The following is a 23,260-nucleotide window of genomic DNA, read 5'->3' as shown; positions in this document are numbered from 1 at the left end:
CATGAAGTTGCGAGTACACACGTACGCCTAGTTGAGTTTGTGGTTGAGATAGCGGGCATTATAAACCCTTATTGCAAGGCTCCCAATGCCTATACTCGCTAGCGAGTAGCTGGTGCTGGTGTCGCCGCATCTGTGTCTGCTATCCATCCTTGCAAATGTTCCAGCGTGATGACGCGCATGGCATCTATCCAAGCAGATTCGGCATTTAATGCAGGGATATAGTGATAGTCTCCGCCGCCAACAGACTGGAATAAATGTTTACCTTCCATGGCGATTTCTTCCAGTGTTTCCAGGCAGTCACTGCTAAAACCGGGGCATACGACGTCTATGCGATTCAGTTTTTGCTTGCCTAGCGCATCCAGCGTCGTTGCCAGGTAAGGCTGTAGCCATTCCTGGCGACCAAAGCGAGATTGGAATGCAATCTCGTACTGGTCTTTTGCCAGATTCAATGCTGCTGCCAGCAAACGCCCTGTCTCCATGCATTGGTAATAATAGGGGTCGCCTTTCTCCAGGTGGAACTTGGGCACACCGTGGAAACTCATCACCAGTTTTTCTGGTTGCCCGTGTTGTTGCCAATAGTCTTTGACCTTGGTCGCCAGCGCCTGGATATATTGAGGATGGTCGTGATAATCCTTAATAGTGCGGATCGCCGGCACGTTGCGTGTTTTCAGAAGCACACGCCAGATGGCATCCAGAGCGGCAGCCGTGCTGCTGGCGGCATATTGCGGATACAAGGGAAACACTAGAATGCGGTCACATTGTTGTGCTTTCAGCGAATCAAGCGCGCGTTTGATGCTTGGTTTACCATAGGTCATGCCCAGTTCGACGGCGCATTGCGCGGGCAAAGCATCCGCCAGTTGTGCCTCTAATAGTGTTTTTTGTTGCTGGGCGTACACCATTAGCGGAGAACCATCCTTGGTCCAGATGCTGGCGTATTTCTCAGCGGATTTTCTGGGGCGGATAACCAGGATAATGAAATGCAGGATCCAGCACCAGATAAACCGTGGAATCTCTACCACGCGTCTATCCATCAGGAATTGTTGCAGGTAGGGGCGTAAGGCGCTGGCAGTGGGCGCCTCAGGTGTGCCAAGATTGGCCAGTAAAATACCCACTTTGGCGGGGCTGTCAGGGGTCTGCTTGGGTTCTGAGTTGTAGTAAGGCATGCCGTTATTTTAAGCGATTCGGGCCTGGATAGCTAAGAGAGTTGCATTCCTTTATGGCATTTAGCACACAGCTATCTATAAAAACAAAAAATCCCCGCCTGAGCGGGGATTCATGGTCACATTAAAATAATGTTTTTAAGCGTTCTCACGCATCTTTTTACGTGCAATCACACCCACTAAACCTAGGCCAGCAAGCATTAAGGCATAGTTTCCAGGCTCAGGAACAGCCGTAGTGGTAATGGTGCCATTGTAACCAGTGGTAGCACCTACACTGTTACCGACAACGTGTAGGTAATAAGTGCCAGATTGCGCACTTTCAAGAAAGCCGAATGACACCTGTGGAATGCCGTTTAACACAGAGCCGGTGGCAACCAGGTTCTTGTCTGAATCGACAAGATTGAATGTATCAAACTCGAAAGTAGTGATAGATGTTCCAGAGATGCTGGCTACGATATTTTGAAAACCTACAGTACTGAAACTGATGTAGTCATTAAAGCTGGTATCACCGGAAAATGAACTACTGAACTGGTAGCCATCCCCGGAAGGTGTAGCGGCATAGGTGGCAGCGTAAGCACTATTGAAGACGAAGGCAGTGCTCAGGCCGAGTGCCAGCATTAATAAAGGTTTTTTCATACTAAACTCCTAAAGCAACGGTTAAAAAATCGAGTTAAGGCTTACATTTTTCGGACGTATCCAGGCAAAGCTGTGCATAACAGGCACAGTAGACGCACCGGATTAAGCGAGAAAATGAAGCTAAATGTCAGGCTGTAGCTCAGCCGGAGGGCTGGGCTACACGGGATATATGAGGGCTACTTCTTATTGATCTGATTGCCGACCACTCCGCCAACGGCTGCACCACCAACAGTGCCTAATGCACTGCCACCAGTGAGCACTGCACCACCCACCGCGCCTATACCTGCACCTAATGCAGTACTTTTACCGCGCGAGCTCATAGAACCACAGCCGGAAGTGCTCAGTGCAGTCACTAGTAAAATGGACCATATCAATGGTTTATGATTTTTCATTTCACCACCTCTATTCCTATTGAATTGAACGTAGTGTGATTATGAGAAGTTAGTCAGCAGAGGCGAAGAGGGGGGAGGCTGATTGTCCTGTCGGACAATTCATACATTTTAGAAAAAAATGTAAAGATAAAGAAATTATTGATTAGAAAGGGCGTTCGACAAGAGTTTTGCCGTGATGTCGACGATAGGGATAATACGTTCGTAAGCCATGCGGGTAGGGCCTATGACTCCTAATGTACCCACTACCTGCCCATCGGCTTCGTAGGGGGCGGTAATCAGGCTGCATTCATCGAGTGGTAAATATCCGCTTTCGCCACCAATAAAAATTTGAATGCCATCTGCGCGCTGGCTGTGGTCAAGTAACTGCATCAGTGCCGTGCGGCGCTCAAAAATCTCGAACAGTTTGCGCAGGCTGGTGACATTGGTAGAAAGCTCGTCGACTTGCAACAGGTTGCGCTCACCGGAGATCACCACAGTTTCCTTGGCGGATGGTTCGGGTTGGCCGGCAGCATCCAGTGCGGCTGACATGAGCCGGTTGATATCCGCCTGCACCTGCTGTAACTCCTGCTTTAATTTATGCTGCAGTTCATCCAGCGTTAATCCCTGGCAATGGCTGTTGACATAATTGCTGGCGGCGATCAGCTCGCTGCTGCTGAATGTTTTCTCTGCTATCAGGATACGGTTTTGCACCTGGCCGTCTTCTGTCACCAGGATGACCAGGATTTTCTTTTCACTCAGATGCAGGAATTCCATATGCTTGAGTACATTGCGTGTGCGCTTGGGCGTCATCACCAGCCCGGCAAATTGCGTCAGTTGCGACAGCATATCTGCGGCACTGCTGATCAGTTCCTGCTGGTTAGGCGAAGAAAAGCCGGTTTTGAGCTGCGCCACAGCCCTATGATCCAAAGGCTGCACTGTCATCAATGAATCGACAAACAGGCGGTAGCCTTTTTTGGTGGGGATGCGTCCAGAGGAAGTATGCGGGCTGGCTATAAACCCCAATTGCTCCAGGTCGCTCATCACATTGCGTATGGTCGCCGGGCTCACATCGAGGCCGGAATGTTGCAGCAATGTGCGTGAGCCTATCGGTTGACCGCCACTGATGTAATGTTCAACCAGGGTTTTTAGTAAAATTTGCGCGCGTTTATCCACTTTTTACAGCCTTGTTAACGTAGGGGGATTTTGCCCGATTTATGCTCAGGATAACAGCCCCCTGTGCTTTTCAGTTCAGGGCTTCTGTGCTTTAATGCGCGCATGCTTCCTTACTTTCGCTCGGTTGCCATCGTCGGCAAATACATGGATGAGTCAGCGCTGGAAAACATGCGTGATGACTTGACGCGGTTGGTGCAGTATCTCATGTCACAAGACCTGCATGTATGCGTAGAAGAGCAGACCGCCCGTTTTGTCAGGCATGAAGGTTTTCAACTGGCCAGCCTGGAAAATATCGGCCATAAAGCAGATTTGGTAGTGGTCATGGGCGGTGATGGTACCATGCTTAGCGTGGCCCGCGCCCTGCGTGACACCAATGTGCCGCTGATAGGGATTAATCGTGGCCGCCTGGGTTTCCTGACCGATCTGCAAACCGACAATATGCTGGGTGAAATTGAAAAGATTTTGCAGGGCGAGTACCAGCTCGAATCACGCATGTTGCTGCAATCTGAAGTCTCACGCGCGCAGTCGTCACAATGGCAGTCAGTTGCGTTGAACGATGTCGTGATTAAAAGCGCGTTCCGCCTGATAGAGCTGGAAGTGCATGTGGATGGTAAATTCGTTTCGCGCCAGCGCGCGGATGGCCTGATACTGGCGACGCCTACAGGCACCACTGCTTATGGTTTGTCAGCCGGTGGGCCTATCATGCATCCTGATCTGCACGCCATTTCCATTGTGCCTATAAGCCCGCATACTTTGAGTTACCGGCCGATCACCGTCCCGGCAGAGAGTGTGATTGAAGTCATCATCGTGAACGCAGCCGATGCACAAATCAGTTTCGATGGTCAGGGCCAGCATGCACTGATTGAAGGCGACCATATCCGGATCGCGCGTGGCGAACAGGAAATCCAACTGGTACACCCTAAAACTTACTGTTATTTCGATATGTTGCGTAACAAACTAAACTGGGGTTAAAGCCAGGCTTTATAATAAAAATTATGTTACAAGCCCTTTCTATTCGTGATTTTGTGATTGTTGAGTCGCTCGAACTCGAGTTCTCGGCAGGCTATACCGCCCTCACCGGTGAGACCGGTGCCGGTAAATCCATCCTGATTGATGCACTTTCGCTGAGTTTGGGTGCGCGCAATGAAGGCGATGTGACGCGTAAAGGCCATGAAAAAGCCGAAATATCCACCACTTTTGATATCAGCGGTAATCAGGCAGCGCGCGACTGGTTGCAAGCCCAGGAAATAGATGTTGAAGACACACTGATATTGCGCCGGCTCATCTATGCCGATGGCCGCAGCCGCGCTTTTATCAACGGCACCTCCGCCACCGTAGGGCAATTGCGTGACATAGGCGAAACCCTGATTGATATCTACAGCCAGAACGCGCATCACTCTTTGTTAAAACTCGCTACCCAGCGTGAGATCTTGGATGCCTATGCGCAGGCCACGCCGTTGGCAAAACAGGTCAGTGTCTTATATAAAGACTGGTTGCAACTGCATCAACAACAATCAGCTTATGAAAAAAATGCCAGCCAGTTTGCCGACGAACTGGCGGAGCTGCGCGACAGTACCCGTGAATTGAAACAATTGATGTTTTCTGTAGAAGAGTGGCAAACCTTGCAGCAGGAGCATGTGCGCCTCAGCAACGGTGCCAGCTTGCTTAGCGGCATGGAAACCTGTTTGCAGTGGATGAGTGAAGATGGCGAAGTGAATGCGCTAGCGTTACTTTCGCAAGTGCAGGTCAAATTAAGTGAACTGCAAGCCATAGATGCTGGTTTGCAACCGATAGCAGAAATCCTGGATTCTTCGGTGATTCAGTTGGAGGAGGCCAGTCGCGCGCTGAACCGCCATTTGCAGAAAAGTGAACTCGATCCCGAGCGATTGGCAGAGGTTGAAGCGCGCATACAAGCCATTCACGGCGCGGCGCGTAGATATCGTGCCAAGCCGGAAGAGTTGCCGGATCTGTTGGCGCAACAATCGGCACGCATGCAGGTGTTGGAAGGTTTTGCAGATGATGGCGAGTTAGCCAGGCAGGTAGCCGCGGCATGGCAAGCCTACCAGCAAGCAGCGACACAGCTTTCTGCGCAACGGCAGCAGGCCGCCAAAAAACTGGCGCTAACCATTTCTGAAGAAATGCAAACGCTGTCGCTCAAAGGCGGGCAGTTTGCAGTCGCGCTGACACCAGGCGAGGCAGCCGCCCATGGCCTGGAGCAGGTGGAGTTTTTGGTGGCCGGGCACGCAGGTGTAGAGCCGCGGCCATTAAATAAAGTGGCTTCCGGTGGTGAATTGTCACGCATCAGCCTGGCCCTGCAAGTGACGACTGCCTCATTGGGCAGTGTGCCATGCATGATTTTTGACGAAGTAGATGTCGGTATCGGTGGCGGTGTGGCAGAAGTCGTTGGCCGCTTGCTTAACCAATTGGGCCAGCAACGCCAGGTGCTGGTGATCACACATCTGGCCCAAGTGGCTGCACAGGCCCAGCAGCATTTGCAGGTGAGCAAATCCGAGTTGAACGGTGCAACGTTAAGCCGTATCCGAGGCTTGAGTGTGGATGAGCGGATCGAAGAGATCTCGCGCATGATCGGTGGTCTGCAGATCACCGAAGCCACACGTAATCACGCGCGGGAAATGCTCAAGCTGGCGACACATTAATGCACTGGCCTTTAAAAACATTCGATTCCGCAAATAAGGTCTCAATGTGCAGGCAGTACTAGGCACTATTATTATTTACGCCCGTGATATCCCGAAAACCGTTGCATTTTATCGCGACCATTTCGGGTTTGAAACGACAGGTGAAATCGTTGAGGGGCTGGTGGAGCTGCGCCCCAGGCATAGTGGCGCAACTATCCTGGTGCACCAAGCTGCCAAGTCAGTCAAACTGGGGCAAGTCGGCGTTAAGCTTTCATTTGATGTGCAGGATGTCGCGCAGTTTGTACAGGCAGCGCAGGCGCAGGGCCTTGTATTTGGCACCATCCATCAAGCAAATGGCTACCATTTTGCCAATACTAAAGATCCCGATAATAATTCAATCAGCATCTCAAGCCGCGCTTTTAGGGCAATGCATTCTGTTTAATCACAAACCTGGTTTTTCAATTACGAAACACTGGTTATTAAATCGCCAAACGCCCGCTGATTAATCACGAAAATCGAGTAACGCTGACCATTTTTCCAGCTTTTTTGCATAGGGGATGCTGGCATTAGCCGGGCTGGTGGATGGCAAAATAACGGTTGCGGCCGGCTGCTCCAGCTGTATATGTTTCTTGAATAAGCTGGCGGCGGCATTGCCATTGAATGCGATTAATTTGATGGATGGGTGTTGTGCCAGCAAGCCGTTAATATCATTAGCGATCACGGTGTTCTGGCTAATGGCACTATCAAGGCTGCCAGGCCGGTAAGCCGAGTGACAGACATCCCAGATCGCCAGTCCTGCTGTTTTCACCTGTGCGCAGCGTAGCGCATATTCTGCGTTGGCCGGAATTTGAAACAGCGCTTCCAGCACTCGCCAGAATGCATTTTGTCTATGCGCGTAATATTGTTGCTGAGTCAGTGATGCGATGCCAGGCAATGAGCCCAGAATCAGAATGTCAGGGTGATCGCCGAGGATAGGCGGGAAGCCGACTGAGTGAGAGGTGGAAGTGTTTGGGAGATCAGTCAAGGCTGATGCGTTGGGGTAGATCGAAAAGCGAGTCGGCAGGTCACCTTGCCAACTCGACATTTTCAGCAGTTATTCATTGCAAGGCTGGTCTTTGCATACACCATAAATAGTCAGGGAGTGATCCTGCATGGTAAAACCATATTGCTCCGCAGCACTCTTTTGTCTTTTCTCGATCTCTTCGTCGTAAAACTCTTCAACGCGGCCACACTTGATACAGACAATATGGTCATGGTGGCTACCATGATTCAGTTCAAACACTGCTTTGCCACTTTCAAAGTGATGGCGCACCAGCAGGCCAGCTTGTTCAAATTGCGTTAACACACGGTAAACTGTCGCCAGGCCGACATCTTCGCCATTGCCTATCATGACTTTGTAAATATCTTCAGCTGACAAATGACGCTGCTCACTGCGCTCGAATAATTCCAGAATTTTTAAACGTGGCAGTGTGGCTTTCAGACCGGCATTTTTGAGATCTTTTGAGTCATGCATAGTGTTTTGTCCATTGTTATGTAGTCCGGCATATTTGATTGCGAAACTACGTGGTATATTAATGTTTGTTTTCAATATACCGATTATAAAGTGAATCCAATGCGTAATTCTATTTTTTTTGTGTTGGTTGTTGCATCTCTGGGGAGTGGATGTGGCGCAAAGCTTCCATCCATGAAGCCTTTCAAAATGGAAGTGCAACAGGGCAACGTGGTGACTTCCAAAATGTTACTGCAACTGCGTCCGGGCATGACGCGTACCCAAGTGCGCTACATCATGGGGACACCGCTGATTGTAGATAGTTTCCGCGATAACCGCTGGGATTATTTTTATGAATTGCGCAAACAGGGGTCCGTGGTTGAAAAACGCAGGGTCATCCTGGATTTTGATAAAGACAGTTTGCTGGCGGTACGTGGTGACGTGATTCCATCCGCTGATAATCCTGATATTAAGACCATTGTTGATACACCTAAGCAAAAAGTTGAAGAAGCAAAAGATCAAAGTTGGTCAGATAAGCTGAAATTCTGGAAGGGTGATGAAGCGGCAAATGCCGAAGCCACAGGTGCTGCTGCAATCGCTGCTGCACCAGCTACGGAGGCTCTACCCGTCAATGCAGAAGCAAAACCACAAGGCACTCCTGCGCCGGCAGAGCCAGCGCCAGCCACTGAAGCAACTCCGGCGCCTCAAGCCACTAAAGCTGCTGAACCAGCGCCTGCAAATGTCTCTGATAACGAAGTAGTCCCGTATATCCCTGAAGGGGAGTACAAGGGTGCGCCTACGCCACAAGACATGGCGAAAGGCAACTTGGATGCCGGCGCGAATCAGGTGACAGAAGCAAATGCGCATGCGGTCAATGAAAAGACACTGGCTGCCAAAGCAGCTGAAACTGTTGAACCACCGCCAGTGTTTGAGCATCAAGCTGTGGCAGCACCTGCGGTCGTGGCAGAACCAGAGCCTGTTTTGCCGCCATCCGTAAAAGCACCGCAACCGGCTGCACCTACTGCTACTGCAACAACTGCCACTAAAAGTGTGCTTGCACCTATCAAGCCAGCAGTCGCCGCGGCACCAGTGGCTGTTGCTGCTGTAACGAAGGCGGCACCTTCTAAATCCGCACCGGCCAAATCAGTAGTGGCTACTAAAGCTGCAGCGGCAAAACCTGCCGTGCCACAAGCTGCGGCGTCTAAGGCAACTGGTATTACTATTATCAAAACCAAAGATCCGGCCCTGCTTGACGATGATGAGGTGATTCCTTATATCGCTGAGGGAGAGTATGTGGAGCCTGTGATCCCTACCGAAGGGGACATGGTTAAAGGCAATATGGCTGAGGCAAATGCACCAGCTATTGATGCTGAAGCGCGTCAGGTCACTGAAAAGGGCGTGGCACCTAAGGAAAGTGGTGAAGCGACTGAGCCAGCGCCTACTTTTATTGCCGAACAACTGCCTGAACCAGAACCTGAGCCGGAGTTACCGCCACTACCAGTGAAACCAGTGGCGAAAGTAACCCCTGCAGCAGCAAGTGCAGCTTCATTGGCAGCAGCAGAGACCGCATCGACTTCAGTTTCAAAATCTGCAGCGCCTCAAGCCGATAAGCTGGCACCAGTCTCTGAAACTGCGACGCAAGCATCTGCAACCAGTGACGCAAGTGTAAATCAGTCGGTAGCTGCCTGGGCGCAAGCCTGGAGAAGCAAGGACGTGGATGCCTATTTCGCCGCTTACGCACCTGAGTTTGTGCCTGATGGCGTGCCAAGTAAAAAAACCTGGGAATCGCAACGCAAGCAACGCCTTTCATCCAAACAAGGTGAGATTACACTGGTGCTGAATAATCTCCAGGTGCAGCGTGATGGCGGAGAAGCCGTCGTGCAGTTTGAACAGAAATATGCGGCAAAAACCTATAAAGATGAGTTGTTGAAAACACTGGACCTGCGTTACGAACCTGCACAGAAGCGCTGGTTGATTACGCGTGAACGCACTGCGCCTTTGGGTTCTGCAGCCGTTCCGGCAGTGGTGGCTTTGCCTAATAAGGCGACGGTAGCCGTGCCGCCTGCTTCAGAGGAGAAGGTGCAGATTCCTGTTGAAACTGAACCTAGCGTGGAGTCTGCCATTGAAGGCTGGGCACAAGCCTGGCGCAGCAAAAATATCACCAGCTACCTGGCTGCGTATTCGCCAGAGTTTGTGCCAGAGGACTTGCCTAACAAACGTGCCTGGGAAGCACAGCGCAAAAAACGCTTGTCACCTAACCAGGGTAATATCAGCCTGGAAATTGATGCAGTGAATGTTACCCGTGATGGAAATAATGCGGTCGCGACTTTTACGCAAAAATATGCAGCGAAAGCTTACCGCGATGTCATGGTCAAAAAATTGCAGTTAAAACTGGATCCGGCGACGCATGCCTGGCTGATCGTGCGTGAGACTGCAACGACAGCTACAGATTTACCCGCGGCTAAACAGCAACTGACGACACCGCCGGCTGAGTCTAGCCCGGAGTCATCAGAGGCTGCACCGGAACAAATCGGGTTTTAACCAAAGCCTGGCGAACAAGAATTAGAGTGTATTGAGCGATTTATGTTAAAAGTAGTGATTGCAGGTGTGTCAGGCCGTATGGGGCATGCCCTGCTGGATGGTGTATTTTCTGATAGCGGTTTACAGCTGCATGCGGCACTGGATAGGGCTGGCAGCGCCATGCTGGGCCGGGATGCCGGAGAACAGTTTGGTAAGGTGACGGGTGTCAAGATTACCTCAGATGTGGCTTTGGCTCTGCAAGGTGCCGATGTGTTGGTCGACTTCACCCGCCCTGAAGCCAGCATGCAATATTTGCAAAGCTGTCAGCAGGCCAAAGTGAAGTTGGTGATAGGCACCACCGGTTTTAACGAAGCCGAAAAATCCGCCATTGAAGCCGCTGCTAAACAAACAGCTATCGTGTTCGCCCCTAATATGAGTGTGGGCGTGACCTTGCTGATTAACCTGGTAGAGCAAGCAGCGCGCGTGTTGAACGAGGGCTACGATATCGAAGTGGTAGAAATGCATCACCGCCACAAAGTAGATGCGCCTTCTGGCACTGCTTTACGCCTGGGCGAAGCGGCGGCCAAAGGGATTGATAAAGCATTGAAAGATTGTGCCGTGTATGCGCGTGAAGGCGTCACTGGCGAACGTGAAACTGGCACTATCGGCTTTGCGACCTTACGCGGTGGCGATGTGGTTGGTGACCACACGGTGGTGTTGGCTGGCGTGGGTGAGCGGGTCGAATTAACGCACAAAGCCTCCAGCCGCGCGACATTTGCACAAGGCGCTTTGCGTGCGGCCAAATTTTTGGCGGATAAGCCCAGCGGTTTGTTTGATATGCGCGATGTGCTGGGTTTCGACAAAAACTAAGTCATTTACGCGCATGGGCGCTCTTGAGTGACCAGTCATATTAGGCTATAATGCTGCAATTCTGAAACGGGAAGAGTCCAAAAAGCTTTTCCCGTTTTGCACATCTATTCACCGGCGCTTGAATGCCTTTCAGGCGCCAGGCTGAACCCTCTAAAGGATGTGTTTCGTATCAAACTTAAGGAGCTAAAGGTGTCAAAAACAATTCCAGCGATTTTAGTCTTAGCAGATGGAACTGTTTTTAAGGGCATTAGCATTGGCGCTTCGGGTCATACGGTTGGCGAGGTGGTGTTCAACACTTCCATGACCGGCTATCAGGAAATTCTTACTGATCCTTCGTATGCCTCACAAATTGTGACGCTGACTTATCCACATATTGGCAACTATGGTACCAATAGTGAAGATGTAGAGTCAGGCAAGGTCTATGCTGCAGGTCTGATTATTCGTGACTTGCCCTTATTGGAAAGCAATTTCCGCAGTGAACAAAATCTTTCCGATTATCTCAACAGCAATGATGTGGTGGCGATTGCCGATATCGACACGCGCAAACTGACGCGTATCTTGCGCGAAAAAGGCGCACAGGCTGGCTGTATCATGGCCGGTGAATCCGTCGATGAAGCACAGGCTTTGGCCTATGCCCAGGGGTTCCCGGGTTTGGCAGGTATGGACCTGGCCAAAGTGGTGAGCTGTACCCAACCTTACGAATTCACCCAGCAAGAGTGGCAGCTAGGCAAAGGCTTTAACACAGCTGCTGAGCAACAGTTCCATGTCGTTGCCTTCGATTACGGTGTAAAACAGAACATCCTGCGCATGCTGGTTTCGCGCGGCTGTAAGGTCACTGTGCTGCCCGCACAGGCCACGGCTGAACAGGCATTGTCTTACAAGCCTGATGGTATCTTCCTGTCCAACGGCCCAGGGGATCCTGAGCCATGTGACTACGCCATCAAGGCGATCAAAACACTGGTGGATACAGGTATCCCTACATTCGGTATCTGTTTGGGCCACCAGTTGCTGGCACTGGCAAGCGGTGCAAAAACCTTGAAAATGAAGTTTGGTCACCATGGTGCCAACCATCCGGTACAGGATGTCGACAGCAAACGCGTGTATATCACCAGCCAGAACCACGGTTTTGCGGCGGACCCATCGACTTTGCCAGCCAATATTAAAATCACGCACATCTCGTTATTTGATGGCAGCCTGCAAGGCATTGCGCGTACCGACCAGCCAGCATTCAGCTTCCAGGGCCACCCGGAAGCGAGCCCGGGCCCGCAAGAAATGAGTGTGTTGTTTGATCGCTTTATCCAGTTAATGCAAGATAGAAAGTCCAGCTAATGGCAAAAAGAACTGACATTAAAAGTATCCTGATTATCGGTGCCGGTCCGATTGTCATCGGCCAGGCCTGTGAGTTTGATTACTCCGGCGCCCAGGCCTGTAAGGCCTTGCGCGAAGAAGGTTACCGCGTGATTCTGGTGAACTCCAATCCTGCCACTATCATGACCGACCCGGAAATGGCAGATGCGACTTATATCGAGCCTATCACCTGGCAAATTGTTGAAAAAATCATTGAAAAAGAACGCCCTGACGTATTGCTGCCAACCATGGGTGGCCAGACGGCATTGAACTGTGCGCTGGACCTGGACAAGCATGGCGTGCTGCAAAAGTATAATGTCGAGCTGATCGGCGCTTCCAAAGAAGCGATTGATAAAGCCGAAGACCGCCAGAAATTTAAAGAAGCCATGACCAAAATCGGTCTGGGTTCTGCACGCTCTGCGATTGCACACAGCCTGGAAGAAGCGCTGCAGGTTCAAGCTAATATTGGTTATCCCGCGATTATCCGTCCTTCATTCACCATGGGCGGCAGCGGCGGCGGTATTGCTTACAACCGTGAAGAGTTTATCGCTATTTGTGAACGTGGCCTGGATGCTTCGCCTACCAACGAGTTGCTGATTGAAGAATCACTGCTGGGTTGGAAAGAGTATGAGATGGAAGTGGTGCGCGACAAGGCGGACAACTGCATCATTATCTGTTCGATCGAGAACCTCGACCCTATGGGCGTGCATACCGGTGACAGTATTACCGTCGCGCCTGCACAAACATTGAGCGATAAAGAATACCAGATCATGCGTAACGCCTCTTTGGCTGTGCTGCGTGAAATCGGCGTTGATACCGGTGGTTCAAACGTACAGTTTGCCATTAATCCGGATGATGGCCGTATGATCGTGATCGAGATGAATCCGCGCGTGTCGCGTTCGTCTGCACTGGCTTCTAAAGCCACTGGTTTCCCGATTGCCAAAGTGGCCGCAAAACTGGCGGTGGGTTTCACGCTGGACGAGTTGCGTAACGAGATTACCGGTGGTCAGACGCCGGCTTCATTCGAGCCTTCGATTGATTACGTGGTCACCAAAGTGCCGCGTTTCGCGTTTGAAAAATTCCCGCAGGCTGATAGCCGCCTGACCACACAGATGAAATCTGTCGGTGAAGTGATGGCGATTGGCCGTAGCTTCCAGGAATCTTTCCAGAAAGCTTTGCGCGGCCTGGAAGTCGGCTTTGATGGACTGGATAGCGTCACCGATGACAAAGACCGCATCGTCAAGGAAATGGGCGAGCCAGGTCCTGAACGTATCTGGTATGTGGCTGATGCATTCCGTCTGGGCATGAGCACGGATGAGATTTTTGATATCACCAAAATAGACCGCTGGTTCCTGGTGCAAATCGAAGAAATCATCAAACTGGAACAATCCCTGATCGGCAAACACATTGCGGATCTGAGCAAAGACACCGTGTTCAGGCTGAAGCGCAAAGGCTTTTCTGATCGTCGTCTGGCCAAATTGCTGGACACTGACCAGCATGCCGTGCGCGCTTTCCGTCAGGCTTTGGGTGTGCGCCCTGTTTACAAGCGTGTGGATACCTGCGCGGCAGAATTTGCGACCAATACCGCTTATATGTACTCGACTTATGAAGAAGAGTGCGAATCGAAACCAACCACCAACAAGAAAATCATGGTGTTGGGCGGTGGTCCTAACCGGATTGGCCAGGGCATCGAGTTTGACTATTGTTGCGTGCATGCAGCTTTCGCCATGCGCGAAGATGGTTACGAAACCATTATGGTTAACTGTAACCCGGAAACCGTATCTACCGATTACGACACTTCAGACCGCCTGTATTTTGAGCCGGTGACTTTGGAAGACGTACTGGAAATCGTCAATATCGAAAAACCGGTCGGCGTGATTGTGCAATACGGTGGTCAAACACCATTGAAGCTGGCGCGTGACCTGGAAAAAGCCGGTGTGCCTATTATTGGTACCACGCCTGACGCGATTGACCGTGCCGAAGACCGTGAGCGCTTCCAGCAGATGTTGCATAAACTGAACCTGAAACAACCACCAAACCGTACTGCGCGTGCGCCTGAAGAAGCGATTCGTCTGGCCATGGAAATCGGTTATCCATTAGTGGTGCGTCCATCGTATGTATTGGGTGGCCGCGCGATGGAAATCGTGCATGAGCAAAGCCAGCTCGAGCGCTATATGCGCGAAGCGGTGAAAGTCTCTAACGAATCACCGGTATTGTTGGATCGTTTCCTGAATGACGCGATTGAAGTCGATGTCGATGCACTGAGCGATGGCGAAGACGTATTGATCGGCGGCATTATGCAGCACGTTGAGCAAGCTGGGGTACACTCCGGTGACTCCGCCTGTTCATTGCCACCATACAGTTTGAGCGACGAATTGCAGGATGAATTACGTAGCCAAACCGTTCAGATGGCTAAGGCATTAGGTGTTAAAGGCCTGATGAACGTGCAGTTTGCTGTGCAGAATACTGAACAGGGTGAAGTGGTGTATGTACTGGAAGTGAACCCACGTGCATCACGTACCGTGCCCTTCGTTTCCAAAGCCTGTGGTTTGCAACTGGCGAAAATCGCTGCACGCTGTATGGCAGGCCAGTCACTCAAGTCGCAAGGCGTGACTAAAGAAGTCATTCCACCTTATTACTCGGTGAAAGAAGCAGTATTCCCGTTCATCAAGTTCCCGGGTGTGGATACTATTCTTGGCCCAGAAATGAAATCAACTGGTGAAGTGATGGGGGTAGGCAATACGTTTGCCGAAGCCTTCGTCAAATCACAGCTGGGCGCTTCGGTGAAAATGCCAACCGGTGGCCGTGCTTTTATCAGTGTGCGTAATGAAGATCACCGCAAAGTGATTGATATCGCCAAAGATTTGGTCAGCCTTGGTTTTAGCATTGTGGCGACTAAAGGCACCGCGCGTGCCTTGTCAGAGCAGGGCCTGGAAGTGACGCCAGTGAACAAGGTAGCCGAAGGCCGGCCGCATATTGTCGACATGATCAAGAACAATGAAATCAGCCTCATTGTGAATGTGACAGAAGACAAAAAAGCGATTACAGACTCATACGAGATCCGCCGCAGTGCCTTGCAAAACAAAGTGACCTACTACACGACACTGGCCGGCGCACGCGCTGCCTGTATCGGTATGGCACAAAGCAAGGATATGGATGTGTATTCGGTGCAAGACTTGCACAAACGTCTGGCATAACTTAAACTAAGGTCATTGCATTAAGAAATATTGCACTTAATATAGCGCTATACTGTTATTGAAATAAGCCACGCTCGACCGGGTGTGGTTTATTTTTTTTATACTAATTTTTTCAAGGTTTTCGTTATGGCAGTAAATCAATTTCCTGTGACCGTGCTCGGTGCAGAATTACTAAAAGAAGAATTACAACGCCTGCGTGCGGTTGATCGCCCCAATATTATTCAGGCCATTGCAGAAGCACGTGCGCAGGGTGATTTGTCAGAAAATGCAGAGTACGAAGCAGCCAAAGAGCGTCAAAGCTTTATTGAAGGACGTATTTCCGAGTTGGAAGCCAAACTTTCCAACTTGCAGATCATTGATCCGACGACATTGAATGCTGAAGGCCGTGTAGTATTCGGTGCGACAGTGCGTTTTGAAGACCTGGATTCCGGCGATAGCAAAATCTACCAGATCGTTGGCGAAGATGAAGCCGATATCAAAAACGGGAAAATCTCCGTGAGTTCACCGATTGCGCGTGGCCTGATCGGTAAATCCGAAGGTGAAGTCGCTGAAGTGCAATCTCCAGGCGGCGTCAAGGAATACGAAATCATTGAAGTGCAGTATATCTAAAGTTTAAGCGCTGATTTAAAAGCACTGATGACAGGCTCCCTAAATAATAAGGCAAGCACATGGCACGCAAAGCTGGATTGATAGGATGGTTAACACCGGTGTTACTCACTCTCTGGGTGGGGGCATTATGGATGACAGGCATCACTGCCAGCGTATTATTCCAGACCATCGCTGATCGGTCATTAGCCGGGCTGGTAGCGGGTAAGCTGTTTACGATTGTCAGTTATATTGGTATAGGCAGTGGTCTCTGGTTGCTGTTACAGCGCTTAAGCGCTGATGGTTTTTCAGCTTTTAAGCAAAGCCTGTTCTGGAGTGTGCTGATTATGTGGATACTGGTACTGGTCGGCGAGTTCGGTATCCAGCCTTTGTTAGCACAGCTGAAAGCCAGCGCCTTACCGAATGATGTCATGCAGAGCGTGTTTGCCAGCCGGTTCAAGACCTGGCACGGTATTGCCAGTGTGGCTTACCTGGTCGAATGTCTGCTGGGATTGTGGCTGGTGATCAAGTCCAGTTAGCAAATAAAAAACGCGCATTATTTGCGCGTTTTTTTAATCGAATCCACTAGTTCAAATTTTGGGGATGACGATTTTTGCCGAAGCTTTTACCGTGTCACTGGCGCGGTAAAACACCAGTTGTTTGCCAATGTGATGAACAGCAAGTGCATTCACCTTGGTGGCAATTTCATCCAGTATATTTTTACGTAATGCGCGGTCATCTCCTGATACCTGCACCTTGATAAGTTCATGGGCATTCAGGTTGAGATCGATCTCTTTTAATACCGCTTCTGTAAGGCCATTATTACCTATCATGACCACTGGATTCAGTGTGTGGGCAAGGCCACGTAAATGCGCGATTTGTTTACTATTTAGTTGCATAAAAGCATTCCTTCAAGACAGCCTCTATTTTAGCACGAAGCGAATAATCACTCTATGAAACCTACCAGAACCAGCAAAGCCTGGATGCAAGAGCATCTGAACGACGAATACGTCAAACGCGCACAAAAAGATGGCTATCGCGCCCGCGCGGCGTATAAGTTATTGGAAATCGACGATAAAGACAAACTCATAAAACCGGGTATGACGGTTGTCGATCTCGGCTCGACGCCCGGTAGTTGGTCCCAGGTGACCGTGCAACGCCTGAAAGGGCAGGGCCGCATTATTGCACTTGATCTGCTGGAGATGCACCCTATCCCCGGTGTAGAATTTATTTGCGGCGATTTTCGCGAAGAAGTAGTGTTGAAGCAACTGGAAGCGAGCCTGAAAAATAAATTGGTGGATTTAGTGATTGCTGATATGGCGCCCAATATGAGCGGCCTTAAAGATGTCGACCAGGCCGGGGCAGCTTACTTAACAGAATTGGCTTTGGAATTTTGTCAGGATTGGTTGAAACCAGGCGGACATTTTTTGGTCAAAGTATTTATAGGCAGCGGTTTTGACGAAATCGTGAAGCAAATGCGTAGTCAGTTTGAGAAAGTCGTCACCCGCAAACCCAAAGCTTCTCGTGACCGCAGCAGCGAAGTGTACTTGCTGGGATTACATCGAAAACCTTGAAATGCAATGGTTTTTGCCGTCTAGTTTCATCGCATAACCTAAAGTTTATGTATACAATACAATGTAGGGCTTGAAAATTTTGCTATTGCCTCCATTGTCACCAGTAGGGATATCCCCCGCCTTTCGTTTTTTAAGTTAAGGAACCATCTTGAACAATCTATTGAAGAATATCGCGATTTGGGTAGCTATCGCCTTGTTGTTGATGACGGTATTTAATCAATTCAACGGCACCAGCAAAAATAGTGGTCAGGTGGTTTACTCACAATTTATGCAAGAGGTCAGGGATGGCCGCGTCGCAAAGGTCCAGATTGATGGGCGTAATTTGCACGTGACGACCAATGAAGGTAAAAACTACGATACCTTCACTCCTTCAGACCCATGGCTGGTGTCTGATTTATTAAAAAATAACGTGATTGTGGATGCCAAGCCTGAAGAGCGCGAATCCATGCTCATGAGCATTTTCGTGTCCTGGTTCCCGATGATTTTGCTGATCGGCGTCTGGATATTCTTTATGCGCCAGATGCAGGGTGGCGGCAAGGGCGGTGGCCCATTCTCTTTTGGCAAGAGCAAAGCACGCCAACTGGATGAGTCCAATAACAGCACGACATTTGCCGATGTGGCCGGTTGCGATGAAGCGAAAGAAGAAGTCGCCGAACTGGTTGAGTTCCTCAAAGATCCTAGCAAATTCCAGAAACTGGGTGGCCGTATTCCACGTGGCGTATTAATGGTAGGCCCTCCGGGTACTGGTAAAACCTTGCTGGCACGTGCCATTGCCGGTGAAGCCAAAGTCCCTTTCTTCAGCATTTCCGGTTCTGATTTCGTAGAAATGTTTGTCGGCGTGGGTGCTGCCCGTGTGCGTGACATGTTCGAGAATGCCAAGAAAAATGCACCTTGCATCATCTTTATCGATGAGATCGACGCGGTCGGTCGTCACCGTGGCGCAGGTACTGGCGGCGGTAACGATGAGCGTGAACAAACACTGAACCAGATGCTGGTTGAGATGGATGGCTTTGAAGCTAATTCTGGCGTGATCGTGATCGCGGCCACTAACCGTGCCGATGTACTGGATAAAGCATTGTTACGTCCGGGACGTTTTGACCGCCAGGTGATGGTTGGCTTGCCAGACATCAAAGGCCGTGAGCAGATCCTGAATGTGCATATGCGCAAAGTGCCGATTGATCCAGATGTGAAAGCAGATATCCTGGCACGTGGTACACCTGGTTTTAGTGGTGCTGACCTGGCCAACCTGGTGAACGAAGCCGCATTGTTTGCAGCTCGCCGTAACAAGCGCACTGTGGATATGCAAGACTTTGAAGATGCTAAAGATAAAATCTTCATGGGTCCAGAGCGTAAGTCTATGGTCATGCGCGAAGAAGAGCGTTTGAATACTGCTTACCATGAATCAGGCCATGCTGTGGTTGCCAAATTGTTGCCAACGGCTGACCCGGTGCATAAAGTCACCATCATGCCACGCGGTTGGGCGTTAGGTTTGACCTGGCAGTTGCCTGAGCATGACCGCATCAGTAATTACAAAGACAAAATGTTGCATGATATTTCGATTCTGTTCGGTGGCCGTATCGCTGAAGAAATCTTTATGCATCAGATGTCTACCGGTGCTTCAAACGACTTTGAACGTGCAACGAAACTGGCGCGCGATATGGTGACCAAATACGGGATGTCTGACAGTTTGGGTACTATGGTGTATGCAGGTAGCGAGCAGGATTCATGGATGGGTAGCATGTCTTCGCGTACAGTGTCTGAAGCGACCCAGCAAAAGGTAGATGCTGAAATCCGCCGTATCCTGGATGAGCAATATGCGCTTGCGCGTAAGCTGCTTGAAGAGAATCGCGATAAAGTTGAAGCCATGACCAAAGCCTTGATGGAAATGGAGACCATCGATGCTGACCAGATCAACGATATCATGGCAGGCTTGCCTGTGCGTCCGGCCAAGCCGAAAAATGGTCCTGCAGTGACAAGCGGTGGCAGTAGTGGTAGCGGTGGTACGGTAGTCAACACATCACCACAACCAACGGCTAAAACTGATGAAACTGATTTAAATAATCAATAGACTCAGGGCTTTAAGTTAGAATATAAAGGCTGGCTTTTGCCAGCCTTTATTTTTTTACAGAATTGTTTTTATGCACTTACGCTGCGGCGCATTTACATTAGATTTAAGCACCCCTCAAGTGATGGGGATACTCAATGCAACCCCGGATTCATTTTCGGATGGTGGGCAATATACGCACACGGAATCTGCGGTTGCACATGCGCTGGCATTGATTGAAGAGGGCGCTGCTGTGCTTGATATCGGTGGTGAATCCACCCGGCCGAATGCCACGCCTGTCCCGCTAGAAGAAGAGTTGCAACGCGTCATCCCGGTGATTGAAGCCTTGGTTGCGCGCAATATCCCAGTCCCTATTTCGATTGATACTTATAAGCCCGCCGTCATGCGCGCTGCAATCAAGGCAGGCGCCAGTATCGTGAATGATGTGCGTGCATTGCAGGAGCCAGGCGCTTTAGACATCGTTGCCGAAAGTCATGCAGGTGTCTGCCTGATGCATATGCAAGGCACACCGCAAACCATGCAGGACGACCCGCAGTACGAAAATGTGGTGGCTGAGGTCAAAGATTTTCTGCGTGCACGCCGTGATGCCTGCCTGGCAGCAGGCATAGACAAAGAGCGCATTCTGCTGGACCCTGGATTTGGTTTTGGTAAAACGCGCGCGCATAATATCGTTTTAGCTAAGTCCTTAGCGGAGTTGTTAGCTCTGGACTGTCCGTTGCTGGTAGGTCTGTCGCGCAAATCGGTGTTAGGCCAGGTGACCGGTAATGATGTCGCTGCCCGTTTGTATGCCAGTGTGGCTGCTGCCGTGGTGAGTGCCATGCAGGGCGCGCATTTGTTGCGGGTACACGATGTCAAAGCGACTGTAGAAGCATTAAAAGTTGTCACAGCACTCAAATAAATCAAGAAAGTATATAAGTATGGGTAAACAATATTTTGGCACTGATGGTATCCGCGGACGCGTAGGCGAGTCAGTCATCAATCCCGAATTTGTCATGAAACTGGGCTACGCCGCTGGCCGGGTGCTGGCTGGTCAAGAAAACTTGCCCAATGGACAGCGCCCTACGGTACTGATCGGTAAAGACACACGGATTTCCGGCTATATGCTGGAAGCGGCATTAGAGGCAGGCTTGTCAGCCGCAGGGGTGGATGTTTTGCTGACCGGCCCCATGCCGACGCCAGCCGTGGCTTATTTGACCCGTGCGCTACGTGCACAGGCAGGGATCGTGATTTCGGCTTCACATAATCCTTATTACGACAACGGCATCAAGTTTTTCTCCGCGCAAGGCACGAAATTGCCGGACGATGTGGAGTTTGCCATTGAAGCAGAAATTGCCAAACCCATGCAGGTGATGGAATCGGCCAAACTGGGTAAAGCCAGACGTGTGGATGATGCAGCCGGGCGTTATGTCGAATTCTGTAAAAGTACTTTCCCCAGCCACCTAGATCTGCGCGGCCTGAAAATTGTACTCGACTGTGCCCACGGTGCTACTTATCACGTGGCACCAGACGTGTTTCATGAACTGGGCGCCGAAGTCATTGCCATCGGCAACCAGCCGGATGGCCTCAATATCAATGAAAAGGTAGGCTCTACGCACCCTGAAGCGTTGCAACAATCGGTGGTTGAGCATCAGGCTGATCTGGGCATCGCGTTTGATGGCGATGGTGACCGCGTCATGATGGTTGATGGTGCCGGACAATTGCTCGATGGTGACCAATTACTGTATATCATCGCCATGGGCCTGTATGCCAAAGGCAAACTCAAGGGCGGCGTTGCAGGCACGCTGATGACCAACCTGGCGCTGGAGCATGCGCTGCAAAAACACCAGATTCCATTTGGCCGCGCAAAAGTAGGTGACCGCTATGTGCTCGAATTACTGCAAAGCAAAAACTGGAAACTAGGCGGCGAAAATTCCGGGCATATCCTCACCCTGGATAAACATAGCAGCGGTGACGCTATTATTGCGGCGCTACAAGTGCTGCATTCATTGCGCGAAAGCGGTAAGACCTTGCAACAACTCGGCGCTGATCTTAAGCTTTATCCGCAAGTGCTGATCAATGTGACGACCAAGCAGAAACTGGATCTGGAGCAAAACGCAGTGCAGGACGCCGTGAAACAGGCTGAAACCGCACTCAATGGTGAAGGCCGGGTGTTGCTACGCGCCTCTGGCACCGAGCCTAAAATCCGCGTCATGGTAGAAGGCCTGAACCAGTCGCTGGTGCAATCGCAGGCAGAAACACTGGCAGATGTTATCCGCCAGCTTGCCGCCTAACAAACAAGGAGCACTGCATGGATACCTTTAGTCACGCACTGTGGGGATATGGCCTGTTTGGCATCCGTAAATATCCTAAATTTGCCGCACTGATGGGCGCCATGCCTGACCTGATTTCTTTCGGGGCGCTGATGTTGACGCGTGTGATTGATGGGACTTATCGCTGGGGCAAGCCGGCGCTGGCGACATTACCTGCCTGGATTTATCCGGCTTACACGGTCGGGCACAGTTTTGTGATCGCTTTTGCTGTGATTGGCCTGGTGGCCATCTGGCGCAAGGATATCGCATTCGCAATGCTAGGCTGGCCGTTTCATATTACGCTGGATTTCCCGTTCCATAGCCTGCAATATTTCCCAACGCCCATGTTCTGGCCTGTTTCCGATTTCAAGATCGACGGCATTCCGTGGTCAACCTGGTATATCTGGTTTCCCAATGTGGCGGGGATTATTCTGTTGCTCGCCTATAGACAACGGCAAAAGAGAAAGCGGCTCACCGGCCTTTAAACCGGCCAGTGATTAGCGCCTATCAGGCTTGCAGGTGAAACTCAATCTTCTGCCGGTCGAATGCATTTTTAACTCGTTTAAAATACTCCCGCTTTACCGCCGCTTGCTCTAGCGGCAATACCTTGAAGCGGCAACGAAGCACTAATGAAGCGTCTGTCAGTTTGCCGATATCACTCACCTCAGCGGACGCAAGGATTTTGTTTTTAAACGCATCGTCCTGCGCTAATTCATCTGCGATTTCCTGCATGACTTGCATGGCTTTACTGCTGTTTTCCTGATCGACTACAGTAATCTCTATCACCGCATAAGAAAAATCGCGTGAGCGGTTGGTGACGGTAAGAATCTGCCCGTTAGGCACATAGTGGACATTGCCGTCATCGTCACGCATTTTGATATAGCGTAGCGTGATCTCTTCGACCAGGCCTGATTTGCCAGCCACTTCAATCACATCGTCTTTACGTATCTGGTTTTCCAGCAGCAAAAAGAAACCGGTAAAGTAATCCTTGACCAGGCTCTGCGCGCCAAAACCGATCGCCAGGCCCACCACACCAGCAGCGGCGAGCACCGGGGCAATCGAAATCCCCAATTCATGCAGCACTTCGACAATGGTGATGGCGATGATGACCGTAGTGATAATATAGCGCAGCACCATGGTCACGGTATTGATGCGCTTGATTTCTTCCAGGTTCTCAACGGTTTTGTTGCTCAAGCTGTCCCGCAAGGCATTCAACGCACGTTTGCTCAAACGGTTAAGCAGGTAGGCAATCACAACAATGACAAAAATACGCAGCAGCGTTTTTGTCAGTATGAGGGCCTCTGCCGGATCAGCGATACCAAAGTGTGTGAACCATTCTGTCATTCAAT

Annotated in this window: 22 protein-coding genes; 14 read left to right on the top strand and 8 right to left on the bottom strand. The window is 50.5% G+C overall.

What is annotated here, in order from left to right; all coding sequences use genetic code 11:
• Window positions 1-98: 98 nt before the first annotated feature.
• From hemH to hrcA, 4 genes are all read right to left on the bottom strand, one after another.
• Window positions 99-1,163, bottom strand: a complete 1,065-nt coding sequence (gene hemH, locus ACSSVF_RS13940; protein ID WP_492404249.1) for a ferrochelatase — start codon at window positions 1,161-1,163, stop codon at window positions 99-101.
• 135 nt (window positions 1,164-1,298) lie between these two features.
• The gene (locus ACSSVF_RS13935; RefSeq protein ID WP_492404247.1) at window positions 1,299-1,796 is read right to left on the bottom strand and encodes an FxDxF family PEP-CTERM protein; all 498 of its coding nucleotides are present in this window, start codon (window positions 1,794-1,796) and stop codon (window positions 1,299-1,301) included.
• A gap of 176 nt (window positions 1,797-1,972) precedes the next feature.
• Window positions 1,973-2,188 (bottom strand): YMGG-like glycine zipper-containing protein, encoded by a 216-nt coding sequence (locus ACSSVF_RS13930; protein WP_492404245.1) that lies wholly within the window; start codon window positions 2,186-2,188, stop codon window positions 1,973-1,975.
• Between the two features lie 135 nt (window positions 2,189-2,323).
• Window positions 2,324-3,340 (bottom strand): heat-inducible transcriptional repressor HrcA, encoded by a 1,017-nt coding sequence (hrcA, locus tag ACSSVF_RS13925; RefSeq protein WP_492404243.1) that lies wholly within the window; start codon window positions 3,338-3,340, stop codon window positions 2,324-2,326.
• A 102-nt stretch (window positions 3,341-3,442) separates the two neighbouring features.
• Between hrcA and ACSSVF_RS13920 the strand changes: the two genes are divergently transcribed.
• From ACSSVF_RS13920 to ACSSVF_RS13910, 3 genes are read left to right on the top strand one after another with little or no spacing between them, the layout of a single operon-like run.
• Window positions 3,443-4,312, top strand: a complete 870-nt coding sequence (locus ACSSVF_RS13920; RefSeq protein WP_492404241.1) for an NAD(+) kinase — start codon at window positions 3,443-3,445, stop codon at window positions 4,310-4,312.
• Between the two features lie 23 nt (window positions 4,313-4,335).
• On the top strand, window positions 4,336-5,997 hold the full coding sequence (gene recN, locus ACSSVF_RS13915; protein ID WP_492404240.1) for a DNA repair protein RecN: 1,662 nt from the start codon (window positions 4,336-4,338) through the stop codon (window positions 5,995-5,997).
• 46 nt (window positions 5,998-6,043) lie between these two features.
• The gene (locus tag ACSSVF_RS13910) at window positions 6,044-6,418 is read left to right on the top strand and encodes a VOC family protein (protein ID WP_492404238.1); all 375 of its coding nucleotides are present in this window, start codon (window positions 6,044-6,046) and stop codon (window positions 6,416-6,418) included.
• Window positions 6,419-6,478: 60 nt separating this feature from the next.
• On the opposite strand, the gene ACSSVF_RS13905 is transcribed toward ACSSVF_RS13910, so the two are convergent.
• Window positions 6,479-7,060: a DNA-deoxyinosine glycosylase gene (locus ACSSVF_RS13905; RefSeq protein ID WP_492404236.1), complete on the bottom strand. Its 582-nt coding sequence runs from the start codon at window positions 7,058-7,060 to the stop codon at window positions 6,479-6,481.
• 9 nt (window positions 7,061-7,069) lie between these two features.
• Window positions 7,070-7,489, bottom strand: a complete 420-nt coding sequence (gene fur, locus ACSSVF_RS13900; protein WP_492404235.1) for a ferric iron uptake transcriptional regulator — start codon at window positions 7,487-7,489, stop codon at window positions 7,070-7,072.
• 171 nt (window positions 7,490-7,660) lie between these two features.
• Between fur and ACSSVF_RS13895 the strand changes: the two genes are divergently transcribed.
• The 6 genes from ACSSVF_RS13895 (at window position 7,661) to ACSSVF_RS13870 (ending at window position 16,523) form a co-directional block, all read left to right on the top strand.
• Window positions 7,661-10,006: a L,D-transpeptidase Cds6 family protein gene (locus tag ACSSVF_RS13895; protein WP_492404234.1), complete on the top strand. Its 2,346-nt coding sequence runs from the start codon at window positions 7,661-7,663 to the stop codon at window positions 10,004-10,006.
• Between the two features lie 42 nt (window positions 10,007-10,048).
• Window positions 10,049-10,855 (top strand): 4-hydroxy-tetrahydrodipicolinate reductase, encoded by an 807-nt coding sequence (gene dapB, locus ACSSVF_RS13890; RefSeq protein WP_492404233.1) that lies wholly within the window; start codon window positions 10,049-10,051, stop codon window positions 10,853-10,855.
• Window positions 10,856-11,044: 189 nt separating this feature from the next.
• The gene (gene carA / locus ACSSVF_RS13885) at window positions 11,045-12,184 is read left to right on the top strand and encodes a glutamine-hydrolyzing carbamoyl-phosphate synthase small subunit (RefSeq protein WP_492404230.1); all 1,140 of its coding nucleotides are present in this window, start codon (window positions 11,045-11,047) and stop codon (window positions 12,182-12,184) included.
• The gene (gene carB / locus ACSSVF_RS13880) at window positions 12,184-15,399 is read left to right on the top strand and encodes a carbamoyl-phosphate synthase large subunit (protein ID WP_492404229.1); all 3,216 of its coding nucleotides are present in this window, start codon (window positions 12,184-12,186) and stop codon (window positions 15,397-15,399) included. Before carA ends, carB begins: the two co-directional genes overlap by 1 nt.
• 126 nt (window positions 15,400-15,525) lie before the next feature.
• A complete protein-coding gene (gene greA / locus ACSSVF_RS13875; protein WP_492404227.1) occupies window positions 15,526-16,008 on the top strand; it encodes a transcription elongation factor GreA in 483 nt (160 codons plus the stop codon).
• A gap of 59 nt (window positions 16,009-16,067) precedes the next feature.
• Window positions 16,068-16,523 carry a DUF4149 domain-containing protein gene (locus ACSSVF_RS13870; RefSeq protein WP_492404226.1) on the top strand — a complete coding sequence of 152 codons (456 nt, stop codon included), beginning with the start codon at window positions 16,068-16,070 and terminating at the stop codon, window positions 16,521-16,523.
• Between the two features lie 51 nt (window positions 16,524-16,574).
• Here the strand turns inward: ACSSVF_RS13870 and yhbY are convergent, their stop codons facing one another.
• Entirely contained in the window at window positions 16,575-16,883 is a 309-nt protein-coding gene (yhbY, locus tag ACSSVF_RS13865) for a ribosome assembly RNA-binding protein YhbY (protein ID WP_492404225.1), read from the bottom strand.
• A 54-nt stretch (window positions 16,884-16,937) separates the two neighbouring features.
• On the opposite strand from yhbY, the gene rlmE reads away from it, so the two are divergent.
• From rlmE to ACSSVF_RS13840, 5 genes are all read left to right on the top strand, one after another.
• Entirely contained in the window at window positions 16,938-17,558 is a 621-nt protein-coding gene (rlmE, locus tag ACSSVF_RS13860; RefSeq protein ID WP_492404224.1) for a 23S rRNA (uridine(2552)-2'-O)-methyltransferase RlmE, read from the top strand.
• Between the two features lie 148 nt (window positions 17,559-17,706).
• The gene (ftsH, locus tag ACSSVF_RS13855; RefSeq protein WP_492404223.1) at window positions 17,707-19,626 is read left to right on the top strand and encodes an ATP-dependent zinc metalloprotease FtsH; all 1,920 of its coding nucleotides are present in this window, start codon (window positions 17,707-17,709) and stop codon (window positions 19,624-19,626) included.
• A 70-nt stretch (window positions 19,627-19,696) separates the two neighbouring features.
• Window positions 19,697-20,521 carry a dihydropteroate synthase gene (gene folP, locus ACSSVF_RS13850; protein WP_492404222.1) on the top strand — a complete coding sequence of 275 codons (825 nt, stop codon included), beginning with the start codon at window positions 19,697-19,699 and terminating at the stop codon, window positions 20,519-20,521.
• Window positions 20,522-20,540: 19 nt separating this feature from the next.
• The gene (glmM, locus tag ACSSVF_RS13845) at window positions 20,541-21,893 is read left to right on the top strand and encodes a phosphoglucosamine mutase (protein ID WP_492404221.1); all 1,353 of its coding nucleotides are present in this window, start codon (window positions 20,541-20,543) and stop codon (window positions 21,891-21,893) included.
• Window positions 21,894-21,910: 17 nt separating this feature from the next.
• Complete coding sequence (locus tag ACSSVF_RS13840) at window positions 21,911-22,396, top strand: hypothetical protein (RefSeq protein WP_492404219.1); 486 nt, start codon at window positions 21,911-21,913, stop codon at window positions 22,394-22,396.
• A 22-nt stretch (window positions 22,397-22,418) separates the two neighbouring features.
• On the opposite strand, the gene ACSSVF_RS13835 is transcribed toward ACSSVF_RS13840, so the two are convergent.
• Window positions 22,419-23,255 (bottom strand): mechanosensitive ion channel family protein, encoded by an 837-nt coding sequence (locus ACSSVF_RS13835; RefSeq protein WP_492404217.1) that lies wholly within the window; start codon window positions 23,253-23,255, stop codon window positions 22,419-22,421.
• Window positions 23,256-23,260: the final 5 nt, after the last annotated feature.

Source organism: Methylophilus sp. E2MeOHC9 (genome assembly GCF_058744375.1).
Note: the sequence above shows the minus strand (reverse complement) of the source record. Positions and strands in the feature narration are given on the sequence as shown.

What these genes read in the sequence shown, in the direction of transcription:
- fur (WP_492404235.1), bottom strand. Translation starts at nt 7,489, where the DNA reads ATGCATGACTCAAAAGATCTCAAAAATGCCGGTCTGAAAGCCACACTG.
- folP (WP_492404222.1), top strand. Translation starts at nt 19,697, where the DNA reads ATGCACTTACGCTGCGGCGCATTTACATTAGATTTAAGCACCCCTCAA.
- hemH (WP_492404249.1), bottom strand. Translation starts at nt 1,163, where the DNA reads ATGCCTTACTACAACTCAGAACCCAAGCAGACCCCTGACAGCCCCGCC.
- ACSSVF_RS13905 (WP_492404236.1), bottom strand. Translation starts at nt 7,060, where the DNA reads ATGTCGAGTTGGCAAGGTGACCTGCCGACTCGCTTTTCGATCTACCCC.
- ACSSVF_RS13935 (WP_492404247.1), bottom strand. Translation starts at nt 1,796, where the DNA reads ATGAAAAAACCTTTATTAATGCTGGCACTCGGCCTGAGCACTGCCTTC.
- dapB (WP_492404233.1), top strand. Translation starts at nt 10,049, where the DNA reads ATGTTAAAAGTAGTGATTGCAGGTGTGTCAGGCCGTATGGGGCATGCC.
- ACSSVF_RS13870 (WP_492404226.1), top strand. Translation starts at nt 16,068, where the DNA reads ATGGCACGCAAAGCTGGATTGATAGGATGGTTAACACCGGTGTTACTC.
- glmM (WP_492404221.1), top strand. Translation starts at nt 20,541, where the DNA reads ATGGGTAAACAATATTTTGGCACTGATGGTATCCGCGGACGCGTAGGC.
- ACSSVF_RS13895 (WP_492404234.1), top strand. Translation starts at nt 7,661, where the DNA reads ATGAAGCCTTTCAAAATGGAAGTGCAACAGGGCAACGTGGTGACTTCC.
- ACSSVF_RS13930 (WP_492404245.1), bottom strand. Translation starts at nt 2,188, where the DNA reads ATGAAAAATCATAAACCATTGATATGGTCCATTTTACTAGTGACTGCA.
- greA (WP_492404227.1), top strand. Translation starts at nt 15,526, where the DNA reads ATGGCAGTAAATCAATTTCCTGTGACCGTGCTCGGTGCAGAATTACTA.
- yhbY (WP_492404225.1), bottom strand. Translation starts at nt 16,883, where the DNA reads ATGCAACTAAATAGTAAACAAATCGCGCATTTACGTGGCCTTGCCCAC.
- ACSSVF_RS13835 (WP_492404217.1), bottom strand. Translation starts at nt 23,255, where the DNA reads ATGACAGAATGGTTCACACACTTTGGTATCGCTGATCCGGCAGAGGCC.
- ACSSVF_RS13920 (WP_492404241.1), top strand. Translation starts at nt 3,443, where the DNA reads ATGCTTCCTTACTTTCGCTCGGTTGCCATCGTCGGCAAATACATGGAT.
- ACSSVF_RS13840 (WP_492404219.1), top strand. Translation starts at nt 21,911, where the DNA reads ATGGATACCTTTAGTCACGCACTGTGGGGATATGGCCTGTTTGGCATC.
- carB (WP_492404229.1), top strand. Translation starts at nt 12,184, where the DNA reads ATGGCAAAAAGAACTGACATTAAAAGTATCCTGATTATCGGTGCCGGT.
- recN (WP_492404240.1), top strand. Translation starts at nt 4,336, where the DNA reads ATGTTACAAGCCCTTTCTATTCGTGATTTTGTGATTGTTGAGTCGCTC.
- rlmE (WP_492404224.1), top strand. Translation starts at nt 16,938, where the DNA reads ATGAAACCTACCAGAACCAGCAAAGCCTGGATGCAAGAGCATCTGAAC.